At 66.7% G+C, this 18,817-nt stretch carries 14 protein-coding genes and 1 pseudogene; 10 read left to right on the top strand and 5 right to left on the bottom strand.

Features of this window, described 5'->3' with window-relative positions:
- Positions 1 to 13 precede the first annotated feature (13 nt).
- A complete protein-coding gene (locus AC1RN5_RS21435) occupies positions 14 to 2,131 on the top strand; it encodes a phosphocholine-specific phospholipase C (protein ID WP_493043776.1) in 2,118 nt (705 codons plus the stop codon).
- Positions 2,132 to 2,524: 393 nt separating this feature from the next.
- Positions 2,525 to 3,097: pseudogene (gene istA, locus AC1RN5_RS21430) on the top strand (IS21 family transposase); the annotation flags it as partial.
- A gap of 3 nt (positions 3,098 to 3,100) precedes the next feature.
- On the opposite strand, the gene AC1RN5_RS21425 reads toward istA, so the two are convergent.
- Positions 3,101 to 4,459: a hypothetical protein gene (locus AC1RN5_RS21425; RefSeq protein WP_493043774.1), complete on the bottom strand. Its 1,359-nt coding sequence runs from the start codon at positions 4,457 to 4,459 to the stop codon at positions 3,101 to 3,103.
- A gap of 395 nt (positions 4,460 to 4,854) precedes the next feature.
- On the opposite strand from AC1RN5_RS21425, the gene AC1RN5_RS21420 reads away from it, so the two are divergent.
- The 8 genes from AC1RN5_RS21420 (at position 4,855) to AC1RN5_RS21385 (ending at position 15,080) form a co-directional block, all read left to right on the top strand.
- Positions 4,855 to 5,235 (top strand): helix-turn-helix domain-containing protein, encoded by a 381-nt coding sequence (locus tag AC1RN5_RS21420; RefSeq protein ID WP_493043772.1) that lies wholly within the window; start codon positions 4,855 to 4,857, stop codon positions 5,233 to 5,235.
- A gap of 445 nt (positions 5,236 to 5,680) precedes the next feature.
- A complete protein-coding gene (locus tag AC1RN5_RS21415; protein WP_493043770.1) occupies positions 5,681 to 7,786 on the top strand; it encodes a protoglobin domain-containing protein in 2,106 nt (701 codons plus the stop codon).
- Between the two features lie 105 nt (positions 7,787 to 7,891).
- A complete protein-coding gene (locus tag AC1RN5_RS21410) occupies positions 7,892 to 9,100 on the top strand; it encodes a hypothetical protein (protein ID WP_493043768.1) in 1,209 nt (402 codons plus the stop codon).
- A gap of 70 nt (positions 9,101 to 9,170) precedes the next feature.
- Complete coding sequence (locus AC1RN5_RS21405; protein ID WP_493043766.1) at positions 9,171 to 9,851, top strand: spermidine synthase; 681 nt, start codon at positions 9,171 to 9,173, stop codon at positions 9,849 to 9,851.
- A 131-nt stretch (positions 9,852 to 9,982) separates the two neighbouring features.
- On the top strand, positions 9,983 to 10,189 hold the full coding sequence (locus AC1RN5_RS21400; RefSeq protein WP_493043764.1) for a hypothetical protein: 207 nt from the start codon (positions 9,983 to 9,985) through the stop codon (positions 10,187 to 10,189).
- Positions 10,190 to 10,705: 516 nt separating this feature from the next.
- Positions 10,706 to 11,722: a hypothetical protein gene (locus AC1RN5_RS21395; RefSeq protein ID WP_493043763.1), complete on the top strand. Its 1,017-nt coding sequence runs from the start codon at positions 10,706 to 10,708 to the stop codon at positions 11,720 to 11,722.
- A 212-nt stretch (positions 11,723 to 11,934) separates the two neighbouring features.
- Positions 11,935 to 14,661 carry a PAS domain-containing hybrid sensor histidine kinase/response regulator gene (locus AC1RN5_RS21390; protein WP_493043761.1) on the top strand — a complete coding sequence of 909 codons (2,727 nt, stop codon included), beginning with the start codon at positions 11,935 to 11,937 and terminating at the stop codon, positions 14,659 to 14,661.
- Complete coding sequence (locus AC1RN5_RS21385) at positions 14,655 to 15,080, top strand: response regulator transcription factor (RefSeq protein ID WP_493043758.1); 426 nt, start codon at positions 14,655 to 14,657, stop codon at positions 15,078 to 15,080. The genes AC1RN5_RS21390 and AC1RN5_RS21385 overlap by 7 nt, the downstream gene beginning before the upstream one ends.
- Before the next feature lie 245 nt (positions 15,081 to 15,325).
- Here the strand turns inward: AC1RN5_RS21385 and AC1RN5_RS21380 are convergent, their stop codons facing one another.
- The 4 genes from AC1RN5_RS21380 to AC1RN5_RS21365 form a co-directional block, all read right to left on the bottom strand.
- On the bottom strand, positions 15,326 to 15,745 hold the full coding sequence (locus AC1RN5_RS21380; protein WP_493043756.1) for a Fic/DOC family protein: 420 nt from the start codon (positions 15,743 to 15,745) through the stop codon (positions 15,326 to 15,328).
- Positions 15,742 to 15,948 carry a hypothetical protein gene (locus AC1RN5_RS21375; protein WP_421931835.1) on the bottom strand — a complete coding sequence of 69 codons (207 nt, stop codon included), beginning with the start codon at positions 15,946 to 15,948 and terminating at the stop codon, positions 15,742 to 15,744. The genes AC1RN5_RS21380 and AC1RN5_RS21375 overlap by 4 nt, the downstream gene beginning before the upstream one ends.
- A gap of 159 nt (positions 15,949 to 16,107) precedes the next feature.
- The gene (locus AC1RN5_RS21370; protein ID WP_493043754.1) at positions 16,108 to 17,715 is read right to left on the bottom strand and encodes an asparagine synthase-related protein; all 1,608 of its coding nucleotides are present in this window, start codon (positions 17,713 to 17,715) and stop codon (positions 16,108 to 16,110) included.
- Positions 17,716 to 17,833: 118 nt separating this feature from the next.
- Positions 17,834 to 18,502, bottom strand: a complete 669-nt coding sequence (locus AC1RN5_RS21365) for a lasso peptide biosynthesis B2 protein (RefSeq protein WP_493043753.1) — start codon at positions 18,500 to 18,502, stop codon at positions 17,834 to 17,836.
- Positions 18,503 to 18,817: the final 315 nt, after the last annotated feature.

Here is an 18,817-nt window from a genome sequence, read left to right as displayed (position 1 = left end):
AGGATCCCAGATCATGGCTTCCCATGACCGTCGTTCGTTCCTGAGACTGGCCGGAGGCGCCACGGCCGCTGGCGCGGCCATGGCCGCCATGCCGGTGGCGATCCGCAACGCGCTTGCGATCCCCGCCAGCCAGGTCACAGGCACCATCGCCGACGTGAAGCACGTGGTGATCCTGATGCAGGAGAACCGCTCCTTCGACCACTATTTCGGCACGATGCGCGGCGTGCGCGGCTTCGGCGACCGTCATCCCATCCCGCTGGCCGGCGGCCGCGACGTCTGGCGCCAGTCGGACGGGACCAAGGAAATCCCACCCTTCCACCTGGACACCAGGACCACCGACGCCATGCGCGTGCCCGGCACCCCGCACTCCTACAAGGACGCCCAGGGCGCCTGGGGACAGGGCAAGATCGAGCTGTGGCCCAAGTACAAGACCCCCTATTCGATGGGCTACTTCAAGCGCGAGGACATCCCCTTCCAGTTCGCGCTGGCCGAGGCCTTCACCATCTGCGACGCCTATCACTGCTCGGTGACGGCGGGCACCGACCCCAACCGCATCGTCTTCTGGTCCGGCTCCAGCGCCGACCCGGCGTTGCGCGACAAGGGGGTCAACTGCACCGACGAGCATTCCGAACCGGACAACTGGCGCTGCTGGGTCAAGGGCGCCCTGCCCCAGCCCGGCTACACATACGCCGGCAATTCGCTGCGCTGGCCGACCATTCCCGACGTGCTGGAGAAGGCCGGCGTCAGCTGGCGGATCTACCAGAACCCCAACAACAACTGGACCGGCGCCATGCACGGCGGTCTGGCCTTCGAGAGCTTCCGCACCTGCAAGCCTGGGTCGGGGCTCTACGAGAAGGGTATGAGCGACTGGTCGCTGGACCAGCTCAAGCAGCACGTGCTGGACGACACCCTGCCGTCAGTGTCCTGGGTGCTGCCCTCCCCGACCTATTCGGAGCACCCCGGCCCCTCCTCGCCGATCCAGGGCGCGGAGTTCACCGCCAAGGTGCTCGAGGCGCTGACCGCCAATCCGGAGGTGTGGGCCAAAACCGTCTTCTTCCTGACCTTCGATGAGAACGACGGCCAGTTCGACCACCTGCCGCCGTCCGCCCCACCGTCCTTCGACGCCGCCGGCAAGCTCGCGGGCAAGTCGACGCTGGACCTCACGGGCCACTACTTCTCCGACCCCGAGCGCAAGCACGTCGACGCGGCCGACCAGGAAAGCGGCCTTATCCGGCCGTTCGGCCTGGGCCCGCGGGTACCGATGTACGTGGTCTCGCCGTGGAGCAAGGGCGGCTGGGTGAGCTCGCAGGTGTTCGACCACACCTCGGTGGGCCAGTTCCTGGAGAAGCGTTTCGGCGTCCTCATCCCGGGCATCAGTTCCTGGCACCGGGCGGTGTGCGGCGACATGACCTCGGCCTTCGACTTCGCCCGTCCCAACGACCCGGCCTTCCCCGACTTGCCCGACGTGAGCGGCGCCTCGGCCGTGGTGCTGGAGCACATCCAGCGCCCGCACATCACCCCGCCGACCCAGCCCCAGCCGGTGACCCAGGAGCCGGGACTGCGCCCCTCGCGCGCCCTGCCCTACGAGCTGAACGTCGTCTCGGCCCTGGACGCCGCGGCCGGCCGCGTGAGGCTGGAGTTCCGCAACACCGGCAAGGCCGGGGCGGTGTTCCATGTCTACGACCGCCTGCACTTGGACCGCATCCCGCGCCGCTACACGGTCGAGGCCGGCAAGAGCCTGGACGACGTGTGGGACATTGCGGCCGACGCCGGCCGCTACGACCTGACTGTCCATGCGCCCAACGGCTTCCGCCGCGACGTAAAGGGCGACGCCGGCGCGACGGCCGCCGAGGTCGAGCTGCGCTACCTGACCGCCCGGCAGAGGGTCCAGCTGGTCCTCCGAAACCTCGGCCGCAGCTCCTGCGCGCTCAAGGTCGAGTACAACGCCTATGGCGAGACCGGCGGCGTCATCGACCTGGCCGCGGGCGGCCACGCGCAACGCGAGTGGACGGTGTCCGACAAGGGCGGCTGGTATGACGTCACGGTCTCGGGGCCGGGCTTCGAACGCCGCGCCGCCGGGCGCCTTGAAACCGGCGCCCACAGCATCAGCGACCCGGCGATGGGGAGCTGAACGCTGGGGCAGCCGGGGGGAATCGAACCCCCCGGCAACCAGCTTGGGAAGCGGATATTTCGAATGCCCGCGAAAGATCGGCTACTGTCGCCGATGGTCCTGAAACGGCTGTCTCGCCGGGAGGCAGAACACCTGCGCGGGGCGGCCTCTGCGGAACAGCGCACCCCTTTCCCTGCAGGGGAAACGTCCGGACACGCGCTCTTCTCTTCCGACAACGCGGACTGGCTTGCGACAATCCGCTTTTCGGCAATGTCACGGCAGACCAAGCCGGGCCGAAGGTGGTTCGAGATCTGCAAACCGCTCCGCGCCTGAACACGGACTCTCCCAACGTCGCGTTGGCCCCAGTGGACTAAGTCGCTCGCGCGGCATGGGCTGGTCGCAAGGGCGGCAGTCTGCGAGCGCTATGAGATCTGGAAGGGCCGTCTGTCGCCCACCATGCGTCAGAGCCATGCGGCCGGAGAGAAGGTGTTTGTCGACTACGCCGGCGACACCATCGATCTGATCGATCCAGCGACCGGCGCGGGCCGGGCGATGAAGCTCTTCGTCGCGGCCATGGGCGCTTCCAGCTACGTCTATGCCGAGGCCCGGCCGAGCGAAGGCTTGGCGGACTGAATCGGCTGCCACGTGGGGCTCTTCGCCTTCCTGGGCGGGGTCCCGGCGATCATCGTCTGCGACAACCTCAAGGCCGGGGTGACCAAGCCCGACCGCTATGAGCCGGGGATCAATCGCACCTACCAGGATATGGCCCGGCACTACGGGACGAGCGTGATCCCGGCGCGGCCGTACAAACCGCGAGACAAGGCCAAGGTCGAGCAATCGGTGCTGCTGGTGGAGCGCTGGGTGCTGGCCAAGCTGCGCAACCAACGCTTCTTCAGTCAGGCGGAACTCAATCTGGCGATCGCAGAGCTGGTGGCCGAGCTCAACGCCCGGATCATGCGCGCCTACGGCGCCAGTCGCGCCGAACTTCCCTCACGCGAACCGCTTGAGCGCGGCGGCGGCGTGTTCGACGGCGGGTCCCGGCGGGGCGGTTTCCGCGCAGGCCATGCGTTCGAGCGTGGCGATCTTGCGATCCCGCCCTCCCAGGCCATCGGCGATGCTTCTGACAATGCGATGCGCGACTTCGATGCGGCCACCGACCTGGCCGATGGCGTTTAGGAACTCGTCGATCCCGGCGACCCCTGCGCCGGCGCGCAAGGTTCTTCGGTAGAGCTGGGCCAGGTCCGCGAGGGCGGCTTCGGGGGCGGCCGCGGCCGACTCCTCCAGCTTGCGCGTGGCTAGAGCTCCCTCCAGAATCTGCAACGCCCGGCGACGGTTGGCGGCGCCCGCGACATTCTCCAGCACGGTGACGAGCGTCGCGAGTTCGGCGGCGGGGGAGGCTGCCCCGACAAGCAGCACGTCGAGTAGGTGTTGCTCGACCATCAGACGCGAACGCTCCACCACGGCGGCGCGGACGCCGTCGGCCGGCATCAAGCCCCCGCTTGCCGCGGTGAGGCACACAGCCAGCATCCGGAAGCACTCGATCTCACCAACCCCGTCTTCGGCCCGCAGCCTGCGGCGGCTCCCGAAATCCTTGAGGACCTGGAGACTAATGTCCTGGCGCGCAGGTGCGAACCCCCCATCGGCCAGGCATTGGGCGAGGCGTGCGGCGGCTTGCGGCAGAGCCGGGCGGAGCCCGGCAAGGCTCGGTTGGATCTGGATCACGATCTCGATCATCGGCCCATGCGCCAAGGCGGTCAGGCCAAGCAATGTGGCGCCGAGGTCGAGGCCCGCGCCCAATAGGTCCACCTGAGCGGCGCGCGACTTGAGGATTTCCCTAAGCGGCTGTTCCAGGACTCCGAAAGCCAGCGCCCGCGATCGATCGTCGGTGGGCGCGGCGTCCGCAAGGTCGAGCAAGAGCTCGACCTTGGCGCTCCAGGTTCCGGCTTGTCCGATCAGGCCAGCGACGCCAGCGCCAAGCCGGTAGCCAGCCTCGTCATCGCCCGCGAGATCGGCGCAGACTGAGGCGAAGGTCTCCGCACCGAAGGTCGGCAGGGCGCCGCTCTTCTGGTCGATCTGAAGGCGGGCGATCACGCGGTCCGTGAGCCGTTGGAGCTGCCGGACGACCTCGTGGACCTTCACCCCCCGGGCGAGCGCCGCCGGCACAGCGATCTTCTGGATCGCGTGCTGCAGTTCCGTCCCGGAGCTCTCAAGCTTGTCGGCCAGTTCCGGTCGATGGAGCAGCTCGAAAGGCGTGGCCAGTTGGAGGGTCAGCCAAGACTCAAGCACGGTTCCGATCAGCGCACGCGCCGGCACGCGATAGAGTTCGGCCGGCTCGGCGCATAGCAGCATGCGCTCTTCCACGACGGGCGCTGGCCGAGCCGCTTCCGCGGTCGGTCGGACCTGTCCCATCAATGCGGCCAACCTCTTCCTCACGCGCCCATACCCCCGTCTCGTCCGATGCCGGATGGTCGCCACAGATGACCCGCGCCCCTGAAATAATGTGGAAAGGCGCCCGGTCGGCGACCTGCGGCTTGACGTCGCACCGCTATCCCTCGCCGTTTCGCGACCGGCTCAGCCCGCCGGGCGGCCCTTTCACGAAACGGCCCGCAGAGAATCCCTCGTCCTGGCGAGATCCACGCCCGACGCCGATCAGGAACAGAAATCACCCCATCCGGTGGACACCCGCCCGTAATAGGCGCCCAGTTCGCCCTTGGACCGGCGGGTCCGGATGGGTGGAGCGACACATGGACGAGATCAAGGTCGGTCCGGACCCCGTCGATATTGTCGTCGGCGCGCGAGTGCGATTGCTCCGACAGGCGCGGAAGCTCTCACAGGGCGCGCTCGCAGACGCGATCGGCGTGACGTTCCAACAGGTGCAGAAGTACGAACGCGCCACCAATCGCATCAGCATCTCAATGTTGGCCAGGATGGCCCGAGCGCTCGACACGACGATACCCGAGTTGGTGGGCGAGAGCGCCGACGACCAGCGGCCCTTCGACGCTCTCCTCCAGCTCATGGGCGAGCCCGGCACACTGGACCTGGTTCGGGCCTTCACGGACATTCCGCCGGGAGACCGCCGGCGCGCGATCCTGGACCTGGTGCGGGCGATCTCGGACACCGATTGAAGGGCGGGTCGACCTCCCAGCTTGAACCACGGAACCAGCCGCCGCGGGCCGTTGGCGGCCGATCTCATCGGAAGGCCTCAACTATTCCGAAGCCTTGAATCGCCCCTGCGAGCGCCTTCGACCAGTTGTCGCGGCATCTTCCCTTCGAAGGCGAAATCTAGGCTAGATCGCAATCAATCGGCGGCACACTCTTGTCGTGTCTTCACTCTCATGTAGTTTCCGCGCCGCGTTTCCTCACGACGGAAGTGTCCGCTCATGACTGCTTCAGGCCCAACAACAACCTGAGGCAGTCATGTGATGGGCCGCAATCGCCAACCGTCGCGGCCATATGTCGCAAAGGCCACATAGGCGGGGCGGCTCACCGGATCGGCTAATGACTGCTTAACCACGCGCGAGCTTCGTCGGGCCCCAGGGATGAACACCAGGTGGTCGGAGACGAAGGCGCATGGCCTCGCAATTCAGTATCAGCCAACGCCTCGACTTCATGCGGCTCGACGCCGACGACGTCGCGGCGCTTCGGGGGCTTCGCCCCCTGATGCAGGGGGCCATTCCGGTCGCTCTGGACGCGCTCTATGAGCGAATCTTCGCCTTTCCGGAGACCGCCGAGTTCTTTCCGGATGACGCCGCGCTCTCGAGCGTCAAGACGCGCCAGAGATCGCACTGGGAGCGCATCTTCGAGGCCCAGTTCGACGAGGCCTATGCGGACGGCGCGCGACGGGTTGGCGAGGCCCATGCCCGGATCGGTTTGAACCCGAGTTGGTACATTGGCGGATACGCAACGGTGCTCCAGCACCTGATCAAGGCCATCGCCCATGACGGCGTGCTGCGCCCTGGCGACACGGGATCAACCGGGACGGCCATCGGGGCCCTGGTCAAGTCGGTCCTGCTCGACATCGACCTCTCCGTGGCCGCGTATCTTGAGGCCAGCGAACGGGCGCGGGCGCAGGCTGAGGCGGCGGCCTTCGTCGAGGTGCAGGCGGCGCTCGAACGCACCAAACGCTCAGAGCTGCGGCTGGAGCTCGCCCTGGAGATCGCCGATGTCCATGTCTACGAGATGGACTATGTCCGCCGCGAGCTGATCAAGGCCGGGGCCGAGGACACCTTCTTCACCGAGTCCAAGACCTACGAGGACCTCTTCCGGGACATCTATGCCACCATCGACCCGCGTGATCGACCCGGTGTCGAGGAGGCTTGGCGCCGTCACATTGACGATGGGGCGCCCTATCACCCGGAGTTTCGGGTCATCCGCGCCGACGACAAGGAAGTCTGGACCTCCGGGGCCAACCTGCTTGTCTCCGACCCGGATGGTCGTCCGCTGCGTCTGATCGGCGCCCTGCAGAACATCACCGATCGCAAGGCCTCCGAGGCGGCCCTGCTACAGGCCAAGGACGACGCCGAGACCGCCAACCTGGCCAAGTCGACCTTCCTGGCCACCATGAGCCACGAGATCCGCACGCCCCTCAACGGCATCCTGGGTATGGGCCAGGTGCTCGCCAAGGAGGACTTGACCGAGCGACAGCATGGGCAGGTGAAGGTCATCCTGCAGTCTGGCGAGATGCTGCTCAGCCTGCTCAATGACCTCCTCGACATCTCCAAGATCGAGGCTGGGAAGCTGACCATCGAGGAGGGAGAGGTCGACCTCGCCGCGATCTCGCGTTCGTCCCTCGCCACCCTCTCGGCCATGGCCGCCGAGAAGGAGGTCGCGATCTCCCTGGAGGTCGCGCCGGAGGCCGAGGGAATCTTCCAGGGCGACCCAACGCGTGTCCGGCAGATCGTCAACAACCTCACCTCCAACGCCCTGAAGTTCACGTCGGAGGGTCAGGTCGCGTTGACCGTGTCCAACCCCGACGGCCAGCTGCGGATCGCGGTCCGCGACACGGGGATCGGGATTTCTGAGACCCAGATCGGCGAGCTGTTTCAGAAGTTCACCCAGGCCGACGCCTCGATCACCCGGAGGTTTGGCGGCACGGGCCTGGGTTTGGCGATTTCCCGCGAGCTCGCCCGTCTGATGGGCGGCGATGTGAGCGTGGAGAGCGAAGAGGGTGTGGGCTCGACCTTCACGGCCAGGCTCCCATTGGCTCGGCTGGAAGGCCCGCAGAGCGCCGCTCAGGAGGCTAGGACCGACGAAGCCGACTTTGCCGACCCTGGGGCTCTCCGCATCCTCGTCGCCGAAGACAATCCCGTGAACCAGATCGTCATCCAAACGATCCTCCAGCAGGCGGGCCTGAACCCCGTGGTCGTCAATGACGGTGAGGAAGCCGTGAGCGCCTGGCGGACGGCCAATTGGGACCTGATCCTCATGGACGCCCAGATGCCGGTGATGGATGGGCTGACCGCGACCCGGACAATTCGCCAGGAGGAGGCCGGGCAAGGCGGCCCGCGAACGCCCATCCTCGCCCTGACCGCCAACGTGATGGCCCACCATCTGTTGGCCTACCGGCAGGCTGGCATGGATGGCCTGGTCGCCAAGCCGATCGACGCCGCCAAGCTGCTGCTCGCCATGGAGGCCGCCCTGGATGAGGCGGCGCTGGCGATGCAGCCCGTAAACTGAGGCAAGTTCGACCATGCAATATCACCTCCACCGTGGACGGGGTTCTTGGCGATCTGACAACCTCAACGGTAGTGTGGGGCCACGTTCGCCTGGAGGATTTCGCACATGACCGCGGTGGCTTGCTTGCGGGTGGCGGTGGATGCGACCCGCGTCAAACTATCGCCAGCTGCGCTTGGCCCGCTTGTCTCGCGATTCTCAGGGTCCTATCTGGAATCGCGGTGGCTCTGGCCGAGGCTGTTCCAGCCGCTCACCCACTATTCTTTTCTCCTGACCGATCCGCGCGCCGAGGTGATGGATCTGCGGGAATTGGCGCAGCTGGCCGACGATCTGCAAACCAAGCTGTTCGGGACGGGCCTGGGAGGCGACGTTGCGCTTCTGTTGTTTGAGGGGCCGGTCGAGGCCGCCACGGCGTTCGCGGCCCTCGACACTGAGGCTCTGGTCCAAGCCCTCAAGACCCCCGCCCTTCTGCCGACGGGAGGGCGCTTGACCCGGATCTCCACGCCCGACGCAGCGGCCATGGAACCCGAGGCAATCCTCACAGACTCACCGCGGCCGCCGCTAACCGGGTCGGAGACCGCCGCGATCATCGAACGGCCGATGCCGGCGCTGGAGGGCCTTCAGGGCGTCTATTTCGTCCCGCGGCAGGTCTTCACCGGCGACGTGGTGAGTTCCACGCCCGGCCGAGCCCTGACCCATCTCAGTCTGGTGGAGGGCGCTGTGCATATGCCGACGGACACAGCGACCTTTGACGCCGACTGCGTGATCGTGGCGCTGCGTTACTTGATTGAGGGTGCCAAGAACATGCTCTTTCTACCGGTCTGCTACTCCAACATCATCCGACCGGCTCAACGCCAAGCCTACGAAAGCGCCTTGTCGATGCTGCCCGCCGCACACCAAAAGCAGTTCACGGCCACCGTCTATGACACGCCGCGTGACCCAGGCTTCGCGGCGCTTTCCAGCATTCGGTCGATGTTGTCGAAGTACGTCGCCAACATCGACCTCCAGACAAACGATCCCGGATTCGAGATCGAGAAGTTGCCGCTGCATGCCGTCTCCAGCGTGACCTTGGTCCTGCCGGAGGCGGAGCCCAGGGTTCGCCTGGCCGCCCTGCGCCGGTTCGCCGATCGATTTGACCTCTACAAGCGCAAACAGATCTGGCCTGGTGTGACCAATGTGCGAAGTCACGCTGAGCTGCTCGCCTGCGTCGCCGCCAAGGCGCCGTTCGTCACCGGGGCCGGCGTTTGTCGATTGCAGACCCTTCCCATGGGCGGGCGGGCGCTCCCGCTGGACGACCTTCCGATCCTTGCGGCCTGAAAAGGGTATCAGCGCTCGACTGTCGCGGAGCCATACATCACTCACGCTATCGGCGGGGACCAGGTTCAAGATGAAGGTGCTGGTCGAGCATGACGAGGGCGACCGACGCGTTCGGGTCGTCGAGCTGAAGGACACCGGCGCCAGACTCTACTACGAAGATGGCGCCCTCTATACGCACGTGAATGTCGCCGGCGACAACCTGCTCGACTATGTGGCCGCGATGGACGACGCCCTGGCCGGCCCAGCCAGTGTCCTCCTGCTCGGGACGGCGGGTGGCGCGCTGGCGACCCTGCTCAGCCGCCGCGGCGCGAAGGTCACGGCCGTCGACAACTGGCAGACCGCCTTCGATATCGCTCGCCGGTGGTTCCACCTCCCCCCGACCGTCGAGTGCGTCAAGGCCGACGCCATGGCGTTCCTTCGGTCGACGTCAGGACAGTGGGACGCCATCGCCGTCGACGTCTTCCGAGGCGTGAAGATTCCCGACGCGATGCTCACCAGCGACATCGGAGCCCTGCTCGCCAAGGCGATGAGACCTGGCGGCGTCATCGTCTGGAATGTGGCCGACACACCGGCGTCCTGGCCGGCGCAGTGGATCGCCAAGGCGCTGAGACTTTCGGGGTTCTCACCGTCGATGATCCCGGTGATGGAGGGCGACGTCGGCAACACGCTGATCGTATGCCGAGACACCCGCAGGCTGGCCGCCTCCGCTCACGAGGACGACCCGGCGGATGGGCGCGCAACTGTCGGCTAGGGCGGACGATTCTGGGCCGGCGCCAAGGCGCTGACGACGCCTCTGACGAACCCCCTCGCCTACGGCGGGAAACTTGATCTCGATCAAGGTGTGCGCAGGACCACACCCCGCAATGCGTGTCGGGGGACGCTATGCTCAAGACCTACACCATCTATCTCCGCGACGGCGGCGAGGGGACGCGCTTCGAGCCGGCTCTCTGCGAGAACGACTTGGACGCTTTGACGCGCGCTCGCGAATTGCTGGCCCGTCACACCGAGTGCGAGGCGGTCGACGTGTTTTTTGGCGAGACCTGCCTGTTCCAGGTCGGACGTGAAGCGAAGCCTTCGCCGACAATGTGAGACGGCTTTGAGGTCCATCGTTGGCGGTCGCCCGTCAGGGCTAGCTGCCATGCAGGTCGACCCGCGCGCGCGCCGTGACTTGGTTCACGGACGGCCCTCCGAATCCGATCACGACCTGCGCGTTGCGCCATCAACCTTGTAGGTTGGGGCTGAGATGTTCCTCAGAAAAGAGGCTGGCCATGGCCGAACCAACCCTCGTCGTCACCATGGCGCGGCGATCCGCATCGCGATAGCGGGCCAGCTTGACGGATGCACGTCAGGAGCGGACGTGTGAGCCGATGGCCGTTGAACCGGCGCCGGATGGGGCGCCAGGTCAACGCACCAGGCGTCCCGCCGATGCAAAGTTGTAATCCCACAACCTCAGATAACGACGTTATCAAATTGCTTGGCGATGAGGTCGAAACACCGCAGGGAAAGTTTTCGAAGCGCGACACGAGCTAGGCGCATCCGTCACCTTCCGACCGGAGCGCAGGAAGCCCAGAGAAGCGTTACCTGGGCCTCGGCGGAGTGGGCGGCTTGACCTTCGTTAGCAACATGGCGTCAGGCGCGCCCAAGGCCGATCTGAAGCGGCAGACCTTCAGACTCGGCGCCAACTACCTTCTTCAGGCCGCGCGTCTGGTGGCTGAGGCCATCGACCGTGATCTGATCAGGGCCCTCCTCATCCTGGCGATCTCGCGCGCCAACGTTAGCGCCATCACCGAGAGCCCAGGGGCCCGCACGCGGTATGCCGGCCTTACCTCGATCCCGCCCGACACCATGCGTCTGCCGATCAGCGCCTATGCCCTGGCGAGGGATATGCGGCTTCCCTATGAGACCGTCCGGCGTCACGTCGGCGCTTTGAAGAAGGTTGGCCTATGTGTCGGCGTCGCCGGCGGTCTGATTGTACCCGGCTTGGCCCTGGCGAACCCACGGCACCTGTTGGCCATCGATCAGAACTGGTCTCTCACCACGGACTTCGTGGACGAGTTGGGCCGCTTTGGCGTCACCGCGACACGGCAGGCGGACACTCCCCAGGTCGATATTCGCCGTCAGACCGTCCGCATCTCCGTCGACTACTTCATCGACGGTCTCTGCCTGCTTTCCCGCACGGCGGGGGTCGATCTCGTGGACGTCCTCTTACTCTGCGCCGTGTCGGTCTCGAACGTCGAACACATGGCCCAGGACCTGACGCTCGGCGCGACATCAGAAGGGCTGGCGGCGTTCGTACATGGTCACTGCAGGCGACCCGTAAGGGTCAACGCCGTCGCGGCGTCTCTGCTCCTGCCATATGAAACAGCCCGTCGCCGCACCAGCAATTTGCTGCGCCTGGGCCTCATCGAGCGCCGGGCCGGAGAGGGGGTTGTTGTTCCATCCTCCGTTGTCGCAAGGCCGAACATGGAGGCCGGACTCGAGGCGTTCGCCACCCTTACGGAAGGCTTCTTGGTGCGTCTGGCGAAGATCGGCGTGACGCGCCGCGACGGGGTGGCCGTGGAATCCGAAGGCGCCCACCGACCGGGTCCTACCCGTCGGGGCTATCAAGGCTGCTTGAACTGACGGGGGCGAAATGCGCGAACCGGCTTGCTCCGCGGCTCCGTCAACAATCGCAGGTGGCCTTATCGGCCGCGCCGCACGCCTCCAGGCTGCATCTGGTCGTTCTGTCGCACCAGATCGGCTGTCCACGCTCTACGCGTTCACCATTTGCGAAGGTCGTTGAATGACGGTCGGTTCGCGCAAGGATGGTTTCTTCGCGCGCTGGGGGCACCGAGATGAGCATCAGCGATGAGGACCATCGGGCGTCGGAACATGCGGACGTCTACCGTCGCCTGGTTGAAGCGAGCACCGACATTCTGGTTCGCGCCGGTCTGGACGGCCGCCTGCTCTATCTCTCCCCGGCGTGCCGGGCTCTCGGCTACGAACCCGAGGAGCTGATCGGCCAATCGGCTGCGGACCTGGTTCATCCTGAGGATCTCGCGCGCTTCGTCGCCACCTTGAAGGTGCTGGGCCGTGGCGAGGTCGATCCCTCGGCCGACCGCGCCCACCGTTACCGCACCAAGAGCGGAGAATGGGTCTGGCTGGAGGGCAATCCCCAGTTGCTGCGCGACGCCACCGGTCGGCCCATCGAAATCCTCAACGCCTTCCGTGACGTCAGCGCCCGGAAGCATGCGGAGACCGCCTTGGCCGGCGTCCGTGCGCGGGAACAGGTGCAGCACGACCTCTTCGAGAACGCCTTCCACCACGCCCCCATCGGCACGGCCCTGGTCAGCCTCAAGGGCGCCTTCCTGAAGCTCAACCCGGCCTTCTGCGAGACCGTCGGCTATCCGGAGGCCGAGCTGCTGCGCCTCGACTTCCAGGCCATCACCCATCCGGATGATCTCGACATCGACCTCGGCCATGTCGCTCGCCTGGTCGCCGGCGAGATTCCAAGCTATCAGATGGACAAGCGCTACCTCCGCGCCGACGGCGTCACCGTGTGGGTACGGCTCTCCGTGTCCCTCGTCCTTGACGTCTCCGGCCAGCCGAAGCACTTCGTCTCCCAGATCGAGGACCTCACGCCCCGTCGCGAAGTCGAGGAGCGCTATCGTCTGCTCGCGGAGGCCTCGAGCGACATCGTCCTCAAGATTGGTATGGACGATGTGATCCAATACATCTCCCCCTCCGTCCGGCGCTATGGTCATGACCCCGAGGCGATGGTGGGGCGCCGTGGCAGGGAGTTCATCCACCCCGAGGACCTGAAGCGGGTTCTGGCCACGGTCGGCGAGTTGGCGGCGGGCTGCGACGTGGAGGCGACCCGCGACCGCAGCCTGCGCATGCGCACGCGGGACGGATATGTCTGGATGGAGGGCAGCTCCACGCTGATCCGCGACGAGGACGGCCAACCCGTGGCCCTGGTCTCCCAGATGCGCGACATCACCGAGCGGCGCGCGGCATACGCCGCCTTGGCCGAGGCCGAGGCGCGATTCCGCCTGATGGCCGAGAACGCCACCGACATGATCGTCACCACCGGTCTTGATGGCTGCATCACCTTCGCCGCGCCGTCCTCCCGCGCGATCACCGGCTACGACAGCCGGGAACTCGTCGGCATGCGCCCGATGGACCTCACCCACCCCGAAGATGTCGCTGCGGTCCGGCGGGTGTTCTCCAATGTCGCCATGGGTCGCCCCGGCGAGCCCGTCCGCTGGCGCGTCTGGCACAAACATGACGCCCGCTGGGTGTGGCTGGAATCCAACCCCTCCCTGCTACACGAAGAGGCGCCCGACGAAGCCAAGCTCTTCCTCGACGTTATCCGAGACGTCACGGTCCAGGTCGCCCAGGAAACCGCCCTGGCCGAAGCCACGATGGCCGCCCAAGCCGCCGCCGCCGCGAAAGGCGAGTTCCTCGCCAATATGAGCCATGAGATCCGCACGCCGCTGACCGCCATACTGGGCTTCTCCGGCCTGCTATCGGCCCGGGAAGGGCTGGACGAGATCGCGCGGGGTCACGTCGGCCGGGTCGCTAGCGCGGGCCAAGCCCTGCTTTCCATCGTCAACGACGTCCTGGACTTCTCAAAGCTCGAAGCCGGCCAGTATGAGATCAAGCCTCGCCCGGCCTCGCCGGTGGATGTCGCCCACGATGCGCTGCTGATGTTCTCACCTCAGGCCGAGGCCAAGGGCTTGTCCCTGGAGTTCCGCTCGGACGGTGAGATCCCTGATACCCTTGAGCTGGATACCGATCGGCTTCGCCAGATCCTGTTCAACCTCGTGGGCAACGCCATCAAGTTCACGGAACAAGGCCTCGTCCAGCTTCACCTGCGGTACGACGCCCCCCTCCAGCGCCTGCACGTGGCGGTGGAGGACAGCGGCGGCGGCCTGACGCCGGAGCAGCATGCCAGCCTCTTCCAACGGTTCTCGCAGGTGGACGCCTCTTCCACCCGCCGTCACGGTGGAACGGGCCTAGGCCTGGCGATCTGCAAGGGCCTGGTCGAGGCCATGGGGGGTGAGATCGGCGTCCGGGGTGCGCCCGGTCAGGGATCGACCTTCCACTTCTTCATTGACGCGCCGCAGACCGACGCCGAGGTGGCTGCGGCCCCGGCTGCGGGGCCCCCTCTGACCCTGGATGGCGTGCGGGTGCTGGTGGTCGACGACAACCCGATGAACCGGACGCTCGCCCGGGCGTTTCTGGAGGCGGTGGGGGCGCAGGTCACCGAGGCGGTGGATGGAGCCCAGGCCTTGGAGCTCGCCACAGCCCTGCCCTACGACGTCATTCTCCTCGACATCCGGATGCCCGGCATGGACGGACCGCAAACCCTTAGGCGTCTGCGCGGCGAGCCTGGACCAAACGTCTCGATCCCCGTTCTGGCCTTCTCAGCGGATACGGACCTTCAGAGGTATGCCGATGAGGATGGCTTTGACGACGTCGTCCGTAAGCCGGTGAACGCCGCTGGCCTCATCCAGGCCATCTCGCACTGGACACAGTGGGAGCCGATCTCCGAAGAGGGCGACCAACGCCGATGCTGAACGAGATCAAACAGCCCCGCATCCTGGTGGTCGAGGACGACCCCTTGGTCTTGGAGTTGATCACGACGAGACTGGACCTAGCCGGCTTCCACACCTTCAGCGCCCGCGACGGCTATGAGGGCCTAGCCCGGCTCAAGGAGGTCGCGCCCGCCGCGATGGTGCTCGACATCAACATGCCGAAGCTGGACGGCTTTGGAGTCCTGAGGGGGATGAAGGCTCTAGGGATCGCGGTCCCGACCCTGGTGCTGACGGCGCGCAACCAAAGCTCTGACGTGCAGGAAGCCCTGAAGCTCGGCGCCTTGGACTTCCTCTCGAAGCCCTTCCAGGACCAACAGCTGCTGATGCGTGTGGGCCGTCTGCTCCGCAAGCCGGTCGCCCGGCCCAAGCCCCCAAGGGCGATCCCGTCAGTGGTCATCTAGGTGTTCAGTCCCGAATTCTGATGGTGCACAAACAGTCCTGAGTCGTCAGGAGGAGGATGCGTCATGGGAAGCGTTCTTCACGGCAACGCCCGCTCGACGCCGCGTCTTCGAGCCGAGCTCCAAGCGCCGCAAGGGAGCAGCAGGGCCCTTGCCGCTGCTACGGGCTAAACCCCAAGACTGTGCGCAAGTGGCGCAAGCGGACCACGACAGCCGATGCGTCGACCCGGGGGCGGGCTTCTGCGGGTTCAGGCGGTACTTGTCTCGCGGGAGCGCCTCCAGGCGGCCCGCGCCCGCCGCCGCGCCCGCATGTTTTCCATGGGTGCGCCGCCTGTGAAAGGCGCCGCCTGAAGCCGCTCGAAGACCTTGTCCATGCTTCGCGCAATGTGTTCGGGATAGCAGAAGGCGTTGCCCTGCTTGGACGTCCTGACGGTGCGATAGCGCCCCGCCCAAACGTAGACATCCTGGAACAGGTGCTTGTGCACCACGCGATAGTGCGCCGGGCCAAAGCGGCCTTGAGGCAGCGGCTCTTCCGACCGCAGGGTCGTTAGTTCGAGCTCGAAAGCCTCGAGCAGCGCCGCGTCGCGCAGCCCCGCCTTGTTCCTCAGGACGCTGGAGCCCCTATAGGCGTACGGATCGTCGAAGGCGTCGTAGCCCTCGCCGCTCATCTCTTCTTGCCGAGACTCGCATAGGTGCGAAGGACCTCAGCCCGACGCTCCTCCGTCGTCAGGCCGGAAGCCTTGAGCAGGTCGAGGCGCTTGCGACTTGAGGCGCTCAGTCGCAAACCTTCGACGGCGCTGATGGCGGCGAACGCCTTCGTCCCCAGAACGCGAGCCTTCGGCTTGCGCGACTTTGCTACGGCTTGGGTCATGGAAACACCTTACAGGAATGACCAGGAGTTGGCACGCGCCTCTTGGATTCGACAAGCGCCCGGCGAGCCTCCAGCCCCCCGGGTAAACGAACGGTTTCGGCGGAGGATTTCGCCTGGATTTGGATCCTCGAACGCCGCCTCGTGCGGGCCTCGGTGCGACTATGGCCAGGCGCCCTGGCCCCGCGCCTCCCAATGCCGCACCCAGGATTCCAGCACCGCCGCGGTCATCAGACCCGAATAGTCGCCGCGCCAGACCAGGTGTTCGCGAGTGAGCATGGTCTCCAGCCGGGCGCGATCGAGCAGGCCTTCTGCCGCCAGCCGCCCCTCGATCAACAGCGGCCGCAGGACTTCGAGGCTCGCGCCCACCACGCGTCCGTAATAGGCGCCGAACTCGCCCTTGGAGCGCCGGGTCCGGATGGACGGCGGCAATCGCTCGGCGAAGGCCAGACGGGCCAGCCCGCGGTCCCGTCCGCCCACGGTCAGGTCCGGCACCGGAATGGACAGGCAGAGTTCGACGACAGGCTGGGCCAGCAGGGGATGGACGATCTCGCCGGCCCGGCCCCGAAGCCCTTCGATATGGACGAACAAGGCCTGGGCCAGGGTCGCGATCTGAACCTGCTTGGCAGGCGGCAGGTCGTCGGTATCGGCCAGCCAGGGGTGGTTCGCCACACTGCGCACCCCATGCCAGCGGGAGGACCTGCGAAGCGCCAGGCCCGCGATGGCCCACAGCGACGTCCGGGTCCATCGCGCCACCGCGGCCACCTCGGGATCGAACAGGCCTCGCAGTCCCACGCGCCGCAGATGGTCGACGGCGACCAGGGGTGTCGGGGTCTGGAAGAAGACCATGTCGCCGCCCTGCCCGGTCATCACCCGCTCGACACCGGTCTCCACAATCCGCGCCGCGGCATGCCGATCCCGCTCGATGTCCTTGCCAGTGAGGCCTGGCCGCAGTCCATCGGAGACCAAGGCCAGGGCCTCGCCGGTGACGGCGAAGTCCGGCTTGAAGGCCTCGGTCAGCGGGACGCTCCACTGCGCGGCCACATCTCGCGCATAGACCCGCTCATCCCCGGCTTGGTCGGCGGCATGGTAGTTGATCCACTCGGCCACCCTGTCGGGGGCTGCGGTCGCCACGCTGCTGGCGACGATCGCGGAGTCGAGGCCGCCGGAGATCTCGACGGAGACCCGCCCCTCACCGGCGAGGGCTGCGACGCAGGCGTCGAGCACGGTGGGCAAGAGCCGCGCGGCGTCCTTGGGCGGGGTCCGCCGCGCGATCTCCGCAGGCCGCCAGACCTGCTGCTCGCCGGCGCCGAAGGTGAACAAGGCGCCCGGCGTGATCGCCGTCAGGCCCTTCAGGGCGCAGGCGCCGGCCATGGCCGCGGTGGAAGACAGACAGGCCGCCACCTGGCCCCAGTCGATGGAAAGCTCCGGCCGGGCCTCACGCGGCAGCCAGTCCGGCAGGTGCGTCGCGACGAACGCGACCCCGTCCTGGCGCCAGGCCATGGCGTCCAAGGTGCCGCTGGGATCCCGGAACACACTCGGGCCCGCGTCCGGCCCGCCGCCGATCAAGGCGACGTAGCGGCCCCAGTAGGTCTCGCTCAGGTCGCGGGCGATGGTCAGGGCGCTGGCGCGGCGCGAGATGGTCAGGCTCTCCACCTCGTCGCCCGGCGGACCTCCAAAGCAGCGCCGGAAAAAATCGCCGATGACATGGCCGCGCTCGCCAGGCAGTCGCCGGATCCGCGGCCAGACCGGCCCGCGCGTGAAGATCATGTGGCGGGACCCAATGTCGGATGCCGCCCAGATACTGTCGGCGGGAAGACTCTGAAGGACCGCGGACGCGATCGCCGGCGCCTCGTCGCTCCACATCAGGGCCAGATAGGCCGCCACCCTAGGCGACCAGGATCGGATCGAAGGCCGCCACACGATCGACAGTGTCGTTGAGCACGGTCGAACCGGCCTGCAGCCAACAGTGGGCCCCGAACGGCCAGGTGCGGACGCCGAACACCCAGTCGGCGGTCAGGCCGGCCTGGCCGAGAAATTCCAGCAGCAGCGCGGCCTGGAACAGGCAGGCGCCTTGCACCGGGGACCAGGGCAGCAGGCGACGAAACACCTGACTTCGCCGGACGAGCGCCTCGCCCACCATGCCTTCGCCTCTTCCCAAGGCCAGGCTCCGCGCAGAGGCGTCGGCAAGTATGTGTTCGAACGGCCGACCGCGGTAGGTCCAGGCCATCCCGACGAGCGCCCTTGCGAAATCCAGACGCTCGCGCCGGGTCGGCGCCGGAAATGGCTGATCAAAGAGATCGTCCCGGGGGGCCAAGGCGGGCCGCTCGCCGCTTGGCGCGCCATCGCTTCGGACCAGCAGCCCGGCGGCCTGCAATTCGGTACGGACCTCCAGCGGCAAGGTTCCAACGGCGCGGTCCGTCGCGCTCACCTGAAAGTCCTGCCCGACATCGGGCAGACAGAAGTAGGCGTCGCTTCGGACATCGAGCAGCACAAGGTCCCCGCCACTGGTCGTGGCGTGAACATGGCTCGGAAAACGCCAGTTGGAGTCGGTCACGGCGGAAGTCTCTCCTGCGGAAAGCCCGGTGGCGAGCTCGGCCCGCCACCGGTCGCCGGCCTAGGCCTCGTAGACGCCGTCGAACTCTTCCGGCACGAGGCCGATGATCCCGCCGAGGGTCAGGCGCTTGGCTTGGCCCAGGGAGATCAGGCGAGAAAACTTCAGCATGGTAGCCTCCTTCTGATGGTCTCGCCGCAACATCGCGGCATCATCAGGGGGCGGCTGCGGAGCGGTGTATTCAATCTATATTCCTCATATAATTTCAGTATTTTGCGAGCCATTCCGCAACCATCTCTGGCGCCCACGCCCACCGGC

This window comes from Phenylobacterium sp. GW821-FHT12F10 (genome assembly GCF_058806695.1).
This window is presented reverse-complemented; position numbering and strand designations above follow the sequence as displayed.

Coding starts and splice junctions, on each gene's coding strand:
- AC1RN5_RS21435 (WP_493043776.1), top strand. CDS start 14: ATGGCTTCCCATGACCGTCGTTCGTTCCTGAGACTGGCCGGAGGCGCC.
- AC1RN5_RS21425 (WP_493043774.1), bottom strand. CDS start 4,459: ATGCTGCTATGCGCCGAGCCGGCCGAACTCTATCGCGTGCCGGCGCGT.
- AC1RN5_RS21420 (WP_493043772.1), top strand. CDS start 4,855: ATGGACGAGATCAAGGTCGGTCCGGACCCCGTCGATATTGTCGTCGGC.
- AC1RN5_RS21415 (WP_493043770.1), top strand. CDS start 5,681: ATGGCCTCGCAATTCAGTATCAGCCAACGCCTCGACTTCATGCGGCTC.
- AC1RN5_RS21410 (WP_493043768.1), top strand. CDS start 7,892: ATGACCGCGGTGGCTTGCTTGCGGGTGGCGGTGGATGCGACCCGCGTC.
- AC1RN5_RS21405 (WP_493043766.1), top strand. CDS start 9,171: ATGAAGGTGCTGGTCGAGCATGACGAGGGCGACCGACGCGTTCGGGTC.
- AC1RN5_RS21400 (WP_493043764.1), top strand. CDS start 9,983: ATGCTCAAGACCTACACCATCTATCTCCGCGACGGCGGCGAGGGGACG.
- AC1RN5_RS21390 (WP_493043761.1), top strand. CDS start 11,935: ATGAGCATCAGCGATGAGGACCATCGGGCGTCGGAACATGCGGACGTC.
- AC1RN5_RS21385 (WP_493043758.1), top strand. CDS start 14,655: ATGCTGAACGAGATCAAACAGCCCCGCATCCTGGTGGTCGAGGACGAC.
- AC1RN5_RS21380 (WP_493043756.1), bottom strand. CDS start 15,745: ATGAGCGGCGAGGGCTACGACGCCTTCGACGATCCGTACGCCTATAGG.
- AC1RN5_RS21375 (WP_421931835.1), bottom strand. CDS start 15,948: ATGACCCAAGCCGTAGCAAAGTCGCGCAAGCCGAAGGCTCGCGTTCTG.
- AC1RN5_RS21370 (WP_493043754.1), bottom strand. CDS start 17,715: ATGATCTTCACGCGCGGGCCGGTCTGGCCGCGGATCCGGCGACTGCCT.